The organism is Desulfovibrio piger, from assembly GCF_951793255.1.
In the GTDB taxonomy this organism is placed as follows: Bacteria; Desulfobacterota; Desulfovibrionia; order Desulfovibrionales; family Desulfovibrionaceae; genus Desulfovibrio.
Map to the genome: position 1 here is coordinate 2,871,948 of NZ_OX636706.1, position 12,985 is coordinate 2,884,932.

The window sequence follows — 12,985 nt, forward strand, 5'->3', positions numbered from 1 at the left end:
GCCTGGAAAACGCCGTCCCGTGACGGGCGTTTTCTCCTGCCATCCCCCGTGCCCTGCCCTTTCCGGGCATCCCCAGGCCCGTGCCCGCTCACGGACACGCCATCCGGTGTTTGCCGGATGTCCGGCCTGTTCCCTCAGTCGGGATAACGGCTGACAAATTTCGCCGCCTTTGGCGGTCCAAAAGGATATTTATGACGCAGGAAAATACGCCGGCCGTGTCTGACGCGGCCGCTTCCTCTGATGTCGCTGAAGCAACCCCCACCCCCAAACGCCGTACCACCCGCCGCAGTTCGCGCGCCAAGACCGCCCCTGCCGCGGAAGAAACGGCCACGCTGACGGCCTCCCCGGCCACCGATGCCGCCCAGGCCGCTGCGGACAACGGCGATGCCCAGGCCACCGACGCGGCAGCCACCGCGCCCCGCAAGCCTGCCCGCCGGAGCAGCCGCCGCAAGACCACGGCCCCTGCCGCCGAAAATACGGCTTCCGAGGCCGCGCCCGCCGCTGCATCCGCTGAAGAGGCGCCCGCCCAGACCGCAGCCCCCGAAGCTGCCGAAGCCTTTGCCGATACCGACGGCGAACAGCACGCCGCGCCCCGTCGCGGGACCCGCCGTTCGCCCGGTGCCCAGCGCCGCCAGCGTACCCCCCGCAAAAAATCTCCCGAAGCTGCGAGCCAGCCGGCCGAAGCTGCCCCTGCCGAAAGCGGCGACCAGACCACCGAAACGCCTGCGGCCCGTCCCTCTGACGATCAGCCTGCTGCCGTGACGGTTGAAGCCCCCGCTGCCGAGACGCCTGCGGCGCCTGCTGCCAAGGCCGCCCCGGATAGCGAAGAAGCGGCGACCGCTGCGGCTGTTGAGAGCAGCGAAACGGCCGCTGCCGATACCGGCAGCCAGGAAGACGGCGAGGAACAGCCCCGCCGCAAGAGCCGTCGCGGCCGTCGCGGCGGACGCGGGCGCAACCGCAAGAACCGTGAGGCCCAGGCGGAAAGTGCCGAACCCGCCGACAAGGATACCGAGGAGAGCGCCGAAACGGCCGCCCCTGCCGACCTGCCGGACGATCTCAGTGACGAGGAACTGTGGCAGGCGGCCACCGGTGATGTGGAAAGTCTGGAAAACGCCCCTGCCCGTCCCCGCCGCCGTGGCGAGGACAGCGAAGCCCCCAAGAAGGGCAGCGTGCGTGCGGCCGCGGTCAAGGCCAAGGTGGCCGCGGGCAAGCGGCGCATGTTCATCAGCGTGCTGCCCGGCGAGCAGGTGGAAGTGGCCATCGCCGAGGAAGGCCGTCTGCAGGAATACTACCTGGACATGTTCCACCAGCGCAAACTCAAGGGCAATATCTACAAGGGTGTCATCCACAATATCGACACCAACCTGCAGGCTGCCTTCGTGAGCTACGGCGCGGGCAAGAACGGCTTCCTCCAGATCGACGAGATCCACCCCGAATACTGGCTGACCCATCACGAGCCCAGCAAGGGCAAAAAATTCCCGCCCATCCAGAAAGTGCTCAAGCCCGGCCAGGAAGTGCTGGTGCAGGTGGTCAAGGAACCCACCGGCAACAAGGGCGCCTTCCTCACCACCTGGCTGTCGCTGGCGGGCCGCTTCCTGGTGCTGACCCCCGGTCAGGAGCAGATCGGCGTTTCCCGCAAGGTGGACAGCGATGAAGAACGCACCCGCCTGCGCGAGATGATGAACGGCATCGACCCCGGCCAGGGTCTGGGCGTCATCGTGCGCACCGTGAGCGCCGGCACCACCAAGACCACGCTCAAGAACGACCTCCAGTACCTCAAGCGCGTCTGGAAGGACATCCGCAAGAAGGCCACCGAAGTTTCGGCGCCGGCCCTCATCTATCAGGAGCCGGGCCTGCCCCAGCGGGCCGTGCGCGACTACCTGACCGACGATGTCTGCGAGATCTGGGTGGACAACGAGGAAGTGGCCGACAGCATCCGCGAGACCGTCTCCCTGCTCTTCCCCCGCAAGAAGGAGCTGGTGCGCCTGCATACCGACGTGCGCATGCCCCTGTGGGAGCGCTTCAGCCTGCGCCGCCAGCTGGACCAGATCTATTCCCGCGAGGTCACCCTGCCTTCGGGCGGCCGCCTGGTCTTTGACCAGACCGAGGCCCTCATGGCCGTGGACATCAACTCCGGCAAGATCTCCGGCAAGGTCAATTTCGAGTCCATGGCCCACCGCACCAATATGGAAGCCGCCGAAGCCATCGCCCGCCAGCTCAAGCTGCGCGACATCGGCGGCCAGGTGGTCATCGACTTCATCGAGATGCGTGACAAGAAACACGTGCTGGAAGTGGAAAAGACCCTGCGCACGGCCATGAAGAACGACCGCGCCCGTCACGACGTGGGCCGCATGAGCTCCTTCGGCCTGCTGGAACTGGTGCGCCAGCGTACGGGCTCCTCGGCCCTTTCCATCACCATGGAGCCCTGCCCCTTCTGCGGCGGCACGGGCCAGCGGCGCAACCTTGAATGGCAGGCCCTGCAGGCCCTGCGCGAGATGCGCCGTGCCCTGCGGACCCACGGCGGCGACAAGTACGTCTTCGAGACCACGCGGGAACTGGGCCTTTATCTGCTCAACCACAAGCGCGACAGCCTGCGCGACATGGAACAGGATTTTGGCAAATGTCTGGAAATCAGTATCCGTCCGTAACGGACGCCCCTGTCGAAACTTCCGCGGCCTGCCCTTCGGGGCAGGCCCCTGTTTTTAAGCCCGTCAAAGGCGAGCGCAGCCTGCTGCTGCACATCTGCTGCGGTCCCTGCTCCATCATGCCGGTCAAGCGCCTGCAGGACGAGGGCTTCACGGTCACGGCCTGGTACATGAACCCCAACATCCAGCCCCTGATGGAATACCTGCGCCGCCGCGAGGCCGCCGAGGAATGCGCCGCCCGTCTGGGCATCGAGCTTATCTGTCAGGACGATACCTGGGATCTGGTGGCCTGGCTGCGCTCCGTGGCCGGACGTGACCTGCCCCCGCAGCGCTGCGCCTGGTGTTGCAGCAGCCGCATGCAGGCCGCCGTGGCCTATGCCCGCGCCAACGGCTATGCCCATGTGAGCAGCAGCCTGCTCTACTCCCGCTACCAGCCGCACGACGTCATCCGGGCCGCCGGAGAACATGCCGCAGCGGCGGAAGACGCTCCCCTGAGCGAAGGCCCCCGCTTCGTCTACCGCGATTTCCGCACCGACTGGCAGGCAGGCATCGATCTTTCCAAGGAATGGGGCGTATATCGCCAGCCTTATTGCGGCTGTGTGTACAGCGAAGCCGAGCGTTATGACAAAAAGTTGCAGCGCCTGATAAAAAAATCCTGAAAAAATGATTTTTCCGCTTGACGAACGGACCTGTTTTCCGTAGAAAGACTTTCGTTGCTTTTGCAGCACTCCCCGATAGCTCAATCGGCAGAGCGGGTGACTGTTAATCACTAGGTTGGCGGTTCAAGTCCGTCTCGGGGAGCCACAAAGGACTTCAGGGCTTGCGCGGCAAGCGCAAGCCCTTATTTCCCCAAAGCTGCAAACAAAGCAATCAATGATCCCCGATAGCTCAATCGGCAGAGCGGGTGACTGTTAATCACTAGGTTGGCGGTTCAAGTCCGTCTCGGGGAGCCAGACGATCAAGCCCTTGCGAGAAATCGCAAGGGCTTTTTCTGTTTGTATGCTTTTTGTTACAGAGACCGACGGCGCGGTTCGAGAGAAGGAGGTCCACAAGGCTCCCTCTCCTCCCCCCTGAAAGACCTTTCCGGCCTGCCAGATGTTTTCCGCCTCTGGACGAACAGAAAAAGAGACCTTTCTAGGTAGTGTCGTCAAATTATGTTTGCCCACAAAGATATGCATCTGATTTGAACGGCGGCAAGAAAAGATGCACATCTTTTGGCATATCGTGTGGCAATTCCCCGCCAGCGCTTGAGATGGAGAAAAGCATTCTCGACAAGATGCCTGACTTTGTAGAGCTCTCTGTCATAGTTGCGTGATATTTTACGACTTCTCTTTGGCGGGATGACAACCTGGAAACCGGATTCACCTGCTTTGCGGAGAATACTCTCCGTATCGTAGCCTCTATCAGCCAAAAGTGCCCCGGCACTCAACCCGTCAATCAACGCACAGGCCTCTTTGCAATCAGCTCGGGTACCTTCTGTAACAATAACTCTGACCGGCATACCATGCGCATCCACGGCCAGATGTATTTTTGAGTTGAGCCCCCTTTTGTGCGGCTCATGGCCTCATTACCTCCCGCAGCGCCCGCCGCATGGGGATGTACTTTGCAATGACTGGCATCAATGATGAGCCATTCAAAATCAGGTTCGACAATGAGAGCTTCGAGTATTTTCTCCCAAACTCCCCGATCTCGCCATCGGCAGAAGCGGCGATGTGTATTTTTCCAGTCGCCAAGATCGGGGGGTAAATCCCGCCACGGAGCCCCGGTTCTCAGTATCCAGAAGACGGCGTTGATAAACAATCGGTTATCGGCGGAAGGACGACCGACAGAGCCTTTGGAACCGGGAAGAAGTTTTTCAATATTTGCCCATACCTTGTCGGAAATATCATGCCTCCGATGTGCCGCCATATGGTCTCTCCTCATTGTAAGTGAAGAGATTATAACATACTTTTGAATTTGACGACACTATCTAAATGGCTCCAGAAAAAACACTGGCATAGTCTTGTCAAAGCTCCTCAGCCTCGTACTGCCCCCTAATCGGGGGGCGGCCTCCCTGCCGAGGACTTTTCATGCTCTGCCTATCCTTTGCCGGTGGCCCATGGGCCGGTATGCTGGCAGCAGCATTCCCGGTAACTGCGGACGAAAAGACAAAAAACGGGCACGATCCCCGAAGATCATGCCCGTTCTCAGATTCGATTAAAAAAGGCTGCGTACTTTATTGTGCCGCCTGGCCCTTGCCCTGCCCCTTGCCGCTGCCGCGCACGGGCATGGTGGCCCCTGTGCTCTTCATGATGAAGCTGAACAGCTCCTGCGGGGTCATGTCGTTGCTTGTGGCGATATCGATATGAAGCTGAACAGCTCCTGCGGGGTCATGTCGTTGCTTGTGGCGATATCGATGAAGATGCTCTCCGGCTTCGGCTCGCCCTTGAAATCGGCCTCGCGCATCTTCTGCAGGATCAGGTCACTATCCAACCCCAGGAAAGCACTGAACTGTTTCAGGGAGCTGGTCTCGGCATGGCCGAAGGGCGGTTCACCATACTTGCGGGCCTGATAGTCCTTGATGGCATCGTTCCAGCCGACCAGCTGCTGCATGGGCGGGATCTCCAGCAAGGTGCCCGCATAGACAAACAGGCAGATCAGGGCCGCTGCCAGCAGGGGCTTGCGGCTGCCGTCCTTGGCGCCGCGGATGTAGTTCATGACCGGTTTCCAGTTCAGGAACGTATGCCACAGTCCGGCCACCAGGAAGAGCGCCCCGCCGGTGATGTGCAGATCGCCCCACTGGGCCTTGGTAAAGATGATGCGCCAGTCCGCCCAGTAGGCCACACGGCCTTCCGGCACCACGTAGAGCATGACGGAACTGATGATCAGCAGGACAAAGGAAAAAAACGTCGTCAAAGAAATGATCTTGCGTAACATGGTCACCCCCCAATGGTGTTTGATGGGGCTGCCTTTACGCTCTTCCAGTCCTGTGTTCAAGAGAGTTTTCCACGTTTCTATCAATAAAAAAGAGGAGACAGGATAGCATCCTGCCTCCTCCATCATACCCATCATGCCATGGATATGGGATAACGTATCGTTATTCCGTGTATAATATGTCGATATAACGTCAAAACATATTTTTAATACATCTGCGGGCAGGGTGCCTGCGCCCTCCTACGGCGTCACCTTGTAGCGTTGCAGGCTCTTGGGCACCCACCATTCCTCAAAGTTGTACATGATGCCCGCCAGGGCGGGTTTGATGCCCATGAAGCGGTTCTGCACCACAGGCAGGGCATAGGGCACATAGAGGAAACAGTAGGGCTGATCCTCGTCCAGGATCTCCTGCGCCTGGTGGTACAGCGCGGTCCGGCGCTGACGGTCCGGCGTGGAGCGGGCCTCTTCCAGCACTTTGTCCAGATCGGGGTTCTTGTAGTGGATGAAGTTCAGGCCGCCGGGCACGGCCTGCGAGGAATGCCAGACCGCGAAGATGTCCGGGTCCTGGGTGATGGTCCAGCCCAGGATGATGGCATCGAAGCGGCCGGTATTCACGAATTCCCGGATGAAGGCGGCCCATTCCACTGTGCGGATGCGCATGTCGATGCCCACGGCCCGCAGCTGGCTCTGGATGATGGTGGCGGTGAGGATGCGCGGCTCGTTGCCCTGGTTGGTCAGGATGGTGAACGCCAGCGGCTTGCCGTCCTTGTCCAGGATGCCGTCGCCGTCACTGTCCGTGAAGCCCGCCTCGGCCAGCAGTTTGCGGGCCCGGTCGGGATTGAAGCTCACAGGGCGCAGGCCCGGATGATAGGCCCAGGTGCCCGGCTTGTAGGGCCCGAAGGCCGGCTCCCCCAGCCCCAGCAGGACGCCCTTGACGATGTCGCCCCGGTTGATGGCGCAGGAGATGGCCTGCCGTACCTTTTTATCCTTGAAGAAAGGATGCTCCAGATTGAAGCCCAGGAAATTGTAGACCGAGGCCAGATAACGGTATTTGTGGAAGGATTCCGCCCATTTTTTCCCCGATGTCTGGCGCAGGTACTGCTGCGGGCTCAGCTCCATCACGTCCAGGCGCCCGGCGCGGGTCTCCATGAACATGGTGGCCGTATCCGGGATGATGCGGAAGACCACCTCGCTGATGTGCGGCCTGCCCAAAAAGTAGGTGGGGGAAGCTTCCAGCACGATGCGTACGCCCGGCTCCCAGCGCTGGAGACGGTAGGGACCGGCGCCCACAGGCTTGCGGGCGAAGGAGGTGGTACGGATGTTCTGCCCTTCCAGGATGTGCCTGGGCAGGATGGGATTCATCCAGGAAGACACGGCCCGGGCAAAGAAATGCTCGTAGCGGACCTCGAAGCTGTAGCGGTCCAGCACGCGGAATTCCTTGATCTGGAGAAAGTCGTCCGCATAGGGACTGCCCGTGGCCGGGTCGATGACCATTTTGTAGGTGAACTCCACATCCGCGGCCGTCAGTTCGGTGCCGTCTTCCCAGAGGATGCCCTTGCGCAGACGGAAGCGCAGCAGACGGCCCTCGTCTTCCATGCTGAAGGACTCCGCCGCCCAGCATTCCGGCTCCAAATCCTTGTTGAAGCGCAGCGGCGCCACATAAAGCAGATCCGCCACTTCGTGGGAGGCGGAGTCCGCCGTCAGATACGGGATGAGGTTGGAGGCCTCACCGATACTGCCCAGCAAAATGCGGTCGCCGTCCGTGGGGGGCATGCTGCCTTCCTCGTCATCCGCGGCGGCGGACAGCGGCAGACAAAGCAGCAGGAGGAGCAGAAAAAAAACTCTCCAGGTGGCGCTGCCCCCTGCCGGAGAGCCCTTGCCCACTGCCCGGGAAGCGGCGAAAAATACCAACTTTTTTTTCATAAAATATTTTTTCATAAGTTACGCGCGTCTATTGCCATTGAAGTGATGCCTGTGATATTACTCCCAAATCTATTACTGCGATTTTTCAACGGAGCCCGCGCAGAAAACCGGGCCGCGGAGAGTATGCATGAGCAGATCTGAGCAGAACGTCGTCAGGGAGATGTGCCAGGCCTTCCTGCACGACGCCGTTCCGGAGTATATCCGTGATACGGCTTACTATATCCTGTCCGAAGGCGGGGTGCAAAAAATAAATATCCAGGAGGGCGAGACCTGGGAGGCGCAAGGCGTCATCCAGGGCGAAGACCTCCAGGTCTATACGCCCAGCCTGACTTTCTCCATCACGGATCGCAGCACCCGTCACCAGTGCAACTGTTCGGAATCCTTCACCAGCACATGCCGTCATGTGGCGGCCCTGGCCCTGCGTCTGCTGGAGGAACTGCGCAAGGAACAGGGCGACGCCGAAGAAGTCACGCCCCCTGCCAAGGACTGGAAGCAGAGCTTCCGCTCCTTCTTCTCCACAGACATGGAGCCCGAGCCCGGCAAGCACTACCTTATTTTCCGCTTCCAGCCGGAGCAGGGCCGTCTGCTGGTCTCCTTCTTCCGGGGCCGCCAGAACAAGTCCGGCCTGTCCAGCGTGCACAACGAGATCACGCTCCAGCAGATCATCAACAATCCCGACTGGTGCGAGTTCTCGCCCCAGCTGCCGCATGTGGCCCGTCAGATAGGCCAGCACCTGGACTATTACGGTCATCGTGTGGAGATCCCCGACGGTCTGACCTCGTGGTTCTTCTGGGCCGTGCGCAAGGAATATTACCTGCTCTGGAAGGATACCGACCGTCCCTGCCGCATCGAGAGCACGCCCTTTGCCCTCAAGCTCAAGCCCAATTTCGATGACAACGGCTTCAGCTTCGACGTGCTGCTCAAGCGTGAAGGCCGCCCGCCCCTGCCCATCCGGGCCAACGGGGCGCCCAGCGACCACCTGCACGGCGCCGAGGCTCCCGAGGACGCGCCCATCACCTTCCACGGGCAGATGCCGCTCTGGGTCTGTTGCCAGCACAATTTCTATCCCGTACAGACGGGCCTGTATCCGTCGCTGGTGCACAACCTCATCTACGAACGCCCGGTGGTGCCGCAGGAAGAGATCTCCGAGTTCCTGGACCGCGTCTGGACGCGCCTGCCCTCGTCCGAACTCTACGAGCCGCAGCAGTTCCTGCGCATGATGGAGCCCGTGTTCCAGCCGGCCACCTACAATCCCAAGCTCTTCCTGGACGAGGAAGGCAGCCTGCTGACCCTGGAGATCGACAACATCTACCAGACCCGTCACGGCGAGTTCACGCTCAACGGCCCCAACCCCGATTTCCAGACCGGCAGCTACACCTACGAAGGCCAGACCTATCTGGTGCGCCGCCATCAGGAAGAAGAGGCCCAGCTCATGAACGAGCTGGCGGGCATGGACTTCCAGGCCCGTTCCAGCAAGCTGTGGTTCCTGGAGCCGGAAGAGGCCATCGCCTTCCTGCTGGACTCCTACCCCACGCTGGTGGAGAACTACCGCGTCTACGGCGAGCGCGCCCTTTCGCGCTACAAGATGCGCACGGCCAAGTCCTCCATCTCGGCCGAGGTGGTGAGCAACGAGAAGGAAAAGTGGTTCTCGCTGGAGATCAGCGTGGATTACGAAGGCCAGTCCCTGCCCCTGGACAAGATCTGGAAGGCCTGGACCCGCGGCAAGCGCTATGTGCAGCTCAAGGACGGCTCCTACACCAGCCTGCCCGAATCTTGGCTGGAAAAGATCGCCCACAAGCTCACGGCCCTGGGCCTGGACCCCAGCAAGCCGCCGCAGACCAAGTTCAAGCAGTTCGAGGCACCGGTGCTGGACAGCCTGCTGGAAGACCTGCCCGGCGCGCGCACGGACTCCTTCTGGAACAACCTGCGCGAAAAGATCCGCTCCTTCCGCGAGGTGCGGCCCGTACCGCCGCCAAAGGCGCTGCAGGCCAATCTGCGCAGCTACCAGCTGCAGGGCCTGTCCTACCTCAACTTCCTGTCGGAATACGGCTTCGGCGGCATCCTGGCCGACGAGATGGGCCTGGGCAAGACCGTGCAGACCCTGGCCTTCATCCAGCATATGGTGGAAAGCCGCTTCGAGGGCCCCAACCTCATCGTGGTGCCCACCTCGGTGCTGCCCAACTGGGAACGCGAAGCGGAAAAGTTCGTGCCCGGCCTGCGCCGCCTGACCATCTACGGCACGCGCCGCGAGGGCATGTTCAAGCATATCGCGGAATCGGACCTCATCATCACCACCTACGCCCTGCTGCGGCGTGACCTGGAGGAGATGGAGAAGTACGAGTTCAACACCGTCATCCTGGACGAAGCCCAGAACATCAAGAACCCCAACACCATCACGGCCCGCGCCGTGCGCCGCATCCATGCCCGCATGCGCCTGTGCCTGTCCGGTACGCCCATCGAGAACAACCTCTTCGAGCTCTGGAGCCTGTTCGAGTTCCTGATGCCCGGCTTCCTCGGTTCGCAGCATGCCTTCCAGCGCGGCATCGTCAAGCCCATCAAGGACGGCGACGCCGAGACCCTGGACTACCTGCGCACCCGCGTGCGGCCCTTCATTTTGCGCCGTACCAAGGCCGAAGTGGCCAAGGACCTGCCGCCCAAGGTGGAAAGCGTCACCTGCTGCGCGCTGGAAGAGGCCCAGGCCGAGCTCTACGCCGCCCTGGCCCGCAAGCTGCGCGCCCAGGTGCTGGCCGATGTGGACGAAAAGGGCCTGGCCAAGAGCCAGATGTCCATCCTGGACGCCCTGCTCAAGCTGCGCCAGATCTGCTGCCATCCGCGCCTGCTCAAGATCGACCTGCCCGGCTTCTCCAACAACCTGCCTTCCGGCAAGTTCGACGCCTTCAAGGACATGGTCATGGAGATCGTGGAGGGCGGCCACAAGGTGCTGGTCTTCTCGCAGTTCGTGCAGATGCTCCAGATCATCCGCCAGTGGCTGGAGTTCTCGCAGATCCCCTTCTGCTATCTGGACGGCGCCAGCAAGGACCGCTTCGAACAGGTGGACCGCTTCAACAACAGCCCGGACATCCCCATCTTCCTCATCTCGCTCAAGGCGGGCGGCACGGGCCTGAACCTGACCAGCGCGGACTACGTCATCCACTACGACCCGTGGTGGAACCCCGCCGTGGAAAGCCAGGCCACGGACCGTACCCACCGCATCGGCCAGACGCGGCAGGTGTTCTCCTACAAGCTCATCTGCCAGAACACGGTGGAAGAAAAGATCCTCAAGCTGCAGGAAGCCAAGCGTGGCGTGGCCGAGGCCATCATCCCCGGTCAGGACACCTGGAAGTCCCTGACCCGCGAGGATCTGGAGATGCTCTTCGAAGTCTAGGCGATACCGCCGCAAACAGCGTCATCACACGGCGCGGAAGCGGGCCCTGCCCCGGCTTTCGCGCCGTTTCCCGTTTTCGGGAGGGCCCGCCTTCCGCATATCCGGGCCGTACGGCAAGGCCTTGCCGGCGGCCGCCTTCTCCCCGGCACCCCCCATCCCGGAGAAGACACGGCCGCGCCCCGTCCTCCTGCCGCAACGCTCACTGTCCCGCCGTCCCTTGGCATACGTCCCCGCAATGACGCTCAGCCCCCTTGCGCACCTGTTTCGGGAAGGCTATGCTCCAGGCAGCCTCCGGGCCTTCATCCCTGCCTTTCCGGCCCGGGGACGCCTCTTTTTCCGGCAGACGCCTGCCAAGGAGACGCCGCATGGACGAAGCTCCCCCCACCACGCCCCGCACCCTGCTCTGGCGCGGCACACGCTGCCTGCGCAATGATTCTCCCGCCCTGCGCCCCTGCGGGCTCCGCCGCCTCTGCCGGTTGTTCGGCATCGACCTGGCCGCCCGCCAGCGGGAAACCGATCTTGTCCTGTCCATCTTCGCCGGGCTGGCTCCCCAGCACGGTCTGGACAGGGACCTGGCCCCTCTGGCCGTGCTGGCCCATACCTTGGTGGAGCTGGGGGACGGGATGCCCGATGCGGGCGAGATCCTGCTCACCCATCCTCTCAAGCGCCTTGATGCCGCCGGCAACCGGCTGCTGGCCATGGTCCTGACCCTGCTCACCGTGGGCAAGGGCCGTACGGACAAGGTGGAGCCCCTGCTCACCGCCATGGGTTGTGCCCGCGACGATCCCCGGCGGCGTACCGCCGTGGTGCTGGCGGCCATCGTGCAGGTGGCCCGCTTCGCCCTGCGCTTCGATCCGCTGGGGATACGCCTGCCCGGTGAGCCCCCCGTCCTCTTCCTCATCCGGGTGCGCACGCCCCTGCGCCTGCGCAAGCAGCTGGTCATCCATGCGCCGCTCTGGGAACGCCTGTTCGGCAAGTCCTCCCTGGAATGGTTCTGGACCTTCGATGCCGATGCCGACGCGCCCGTCCCGGTCCAGGCGCCGCCTTCCGGGCAATTGTTCAGCAGCCATTTCAGCGCGTATCTGCAAAGACAGGCACGGGCCCTGCATGAGCTGGCCCGCAGCGACAGCGCCCTGGACAAAGAGCCCATCCACGATGCCCGCGTCATCCTGCGCAGCCTGCTTTCCGTCTTCCGCAGCCTGAAGCCCTATCTGCGCAAGGACTGGCTGGCCTCTGTGGAATCCGACCTGCGTACGGCCCGCAAGCTGCTGGGCGGTGTGCGGGATACGGACGTGCTTTTGGGACACATCAGGGACTATGCCTTGCGTCCTGTCCCTGCCGGTGCCACCGAGACCGCCGCCGCAAGCGGACAGGCCCCGGAAGGTACTGCCCCCCTTTTCCGGCCGGCGGATCTGCCCGCCGGTCTGCGCAGCCTGTATGCCGCCCTGCAGGAAGAGCGCGCCACGGCCCTTTCCCGTGCCGCGACCCATTATGCCTCGGACGCCTACCGGGAGCTGCTGCACAAGCTGGATGACAATGCCGCGGCCCAGACCTGCCGCCCCATGCTGGACCGCCGCGGCCGCGCCCGGCCCATGCTGCTGGCGGACATCATGGCGGCCGGTGTGGATCAGGCCACACGCGACCTTCTTGCCCATGACCGCTGGACGCACGGGCACCTGATCCCCGAAGACCTGCTGCACAACATGCGCATCGCGTTCAAGCAGTTACGCTATCTGATGGCCTTTTTCGGCAGCCAGGGCGGCAAGAACGGCGAACGCCTGATCCGCCTGTGCCGCCGCTGTCAGGAAAGCCTCGGCCAGATGCACGACAACGCCGTGGCCGCGGCCACGGCCCTGCGCCACTTGCAGCACATGCCGGAGACCCGGCAGCATGCGGAGGATGCCGACGGTCTGGAGGCATATGCCCGCTGGTGCGAGGACGAGATGCACCGCCATGCCATGGCCTTCCTGACGGACTGGGCGGAGAACGGCCGGGACGAGCTTTGCCGCCTGACCCGCAAGCTTTCCCCGTCCGCAGGCGATCCGCTTCCCCTGCTCCGCCCGGACGACTAGCCGCGGGCTCCCGGACGCGCCAGCGCCCCGGGAACGTGCGGCCCGGC

At 62.6% G+C, this 12,985-nt stretch carries 7 protein-coding genes and 2 tRNA genes; 6 read left to right on the top strand and 3 right to left on the bottom strand.

All coding sequences use genetic code 11. The features are described from left to right. Positions 1-191: 191 nt before the first annotated feature. The 4 genes from Q4I12_RS12845 (at position 192) to Q4I12_RS12860 (ending at position 3,598) form a co-directional block, all read left to right on the top strand. On the top strand, positions 192-2,648 hold the full coding sequence (locus tag Q4I12_RS12845; RefSeq protein WP_302261848.1) for an Rne/Rng family ribonuclease: 2,457 nt from the start codon (positions 192-194) through the stop codon (positions 2,646-2,648). Next, positions 2,621-3,304, top strand: coding sequence for an epoxyqueuosine reductase QueH (locus tag Q4I12_RS12850; RefSeq protein ID WP_302261849.1), 684 nt, complete (start codon positions 2,621-2,623; stop codon positions 3,302-3,304). Before Q4I12_RS12845 ends, Q4I12_RS12850 begins: the two co-directional genes overlap by 28 nt. A 69-nt stretch (positions 3,305-3,373) precedes the next feature. Continuing rightward, positions 3,374-3,449, top strand: a tRNA-Asn gene (locus Q4I12_RS12855). 73 nt (positions 3,450-3,522) lie between these two features. Continuing rightward, positions 3,523-3,598 (top strand) — tRNA-Asn (locus Q4I12_RS12860). Positions 3,599-3,792: 194 nt separating this feature from the next. Here the strand turns inward: Q4I12_RS12860 and Q4I12_RS12865 are convergent. The 3 genes from Q4I12_RS12865 to Q4I12_RS12875 form a co-directional block, all read right to left on the bottom strand. After that, positions 3,793-4,553, bottom strand: a protein-coding gene (locus tag Q4I12_RS12865; protein WP_295640739.1) for an IS5 family transposase whose coding sequence is annotated in 2 segments (ribosomal slippage) — positions 3,793-4,196 and positions 4,196-4,553 — 762 coding nt in all. Because the reading frame shifts where the segments join, the coding sequence is not laid out codon by codon here. Positions 4,554-4,961: 408 nt separating this feature from the next. Beyond that, positions 4,962-5,561: a DUF4405 domain-containing protein gene (locus Q4I12_RS12870; protein WP_302261851.1), complete on the bottom strand. Its 600-nt coding sequence runs from the start codon at positions 5,559-5,561 to the stop codon at positions 4,962-4,964. Positions 5,562-5,798: 237 nt separating this feature from the next. Next, positions 5,799-7,331: a peptide-binding protein gene (locus Q4I12_RS12875; protein ID WP_302262118.1), complete on the bottom strand. Its 1,533-nt coding sequence runs from the start codon at positions 7,329-7,331 to the stop codon at positions 5,799-5,801. A gap of 277 nt (positions 7,332-7,608) precedes the next feature. On the opposite strand from Q4I12_RS12875, the gene Q4I12_RS12880 reads away from it, so the two are divergent. Together Q4I12_RS12880 and Q4I12_RS12885 are read left to right on the top strand one after the other, a co-directional pair. Next, positions 7,609-10,866, top strand: a complete 3,258-nt coding sequence (locus Q4I12_RS12880) for a DEAD/DEAH box helicase (RefSeq protein WP_297160192.1) — start codon at positions 7,609-7,611, stop codon at positions 10,864-10,866. Between the two features lie 365 nt (positions 10,867-11,231). Further along, on the top strand, positions 11,232-12,938 hold the full coding sequence (locus tag Q4I12_RS12885; RefSeq protein WP_302261853.1) for a CHAD domain-containing protein: 1,707 nt from the start codon (positions 11,232-11,234) through the stop codon (positions 12,936-12,938). The last annotated feature ends 47 nt before the right edge of the window (positions 12,939-12,985 follow it).

What these genes read in the sequence shown, in the direction of transcription:
- Q4I12_RS12850 (WP_302261849.1), top strand. Translation starts at nt 2,621, where the DNA reads ATGTCTGGAAATCAGTATCCGTCCGTAACGGACGCCCCTGTCGAAACT.
- Q4I12_RS12845 (WP_302261848.1), top strand. Translation starts at nt 192, where the DNA reads ATGACGCAGGAAAATACGCCGGCCGTGTCTGACGCGGCCGCTTCCTCT.
- Q4I12_RS12875 (WP_302262118.1), bottom strand. Translation starts at nt 7,331, where the DNA reads ATGCCCCCCACGGACGGCGACCGCATTTTGCTGGGCAGTATCGGTGAG.
- Q4I12_RS12885 (WP_302261853.1), top strand. Translation starts at nt 11,232, where the DNA reads ATGGACGAAGCTCCCCCCACCACGCCCCGCACCCTGCTCTGGCGCGGC.
- Q4I12_RS12880 (WP_297160192.1), top strand. Translation starts at nt 7,609, where the DNA reads ATGAGCAGATCTGAGCAGAACGTCGTCAGGGAGATGTGCCAGGCCTTC.
- Q4I12_RS12870 (WP_302261851.1), bottom strand. Translation starts at nt 5,561, where the DNA reads ATGTTACGCAAGATCATTTCTTTGACGACGTTTTTTTCCTTTGTCCTG.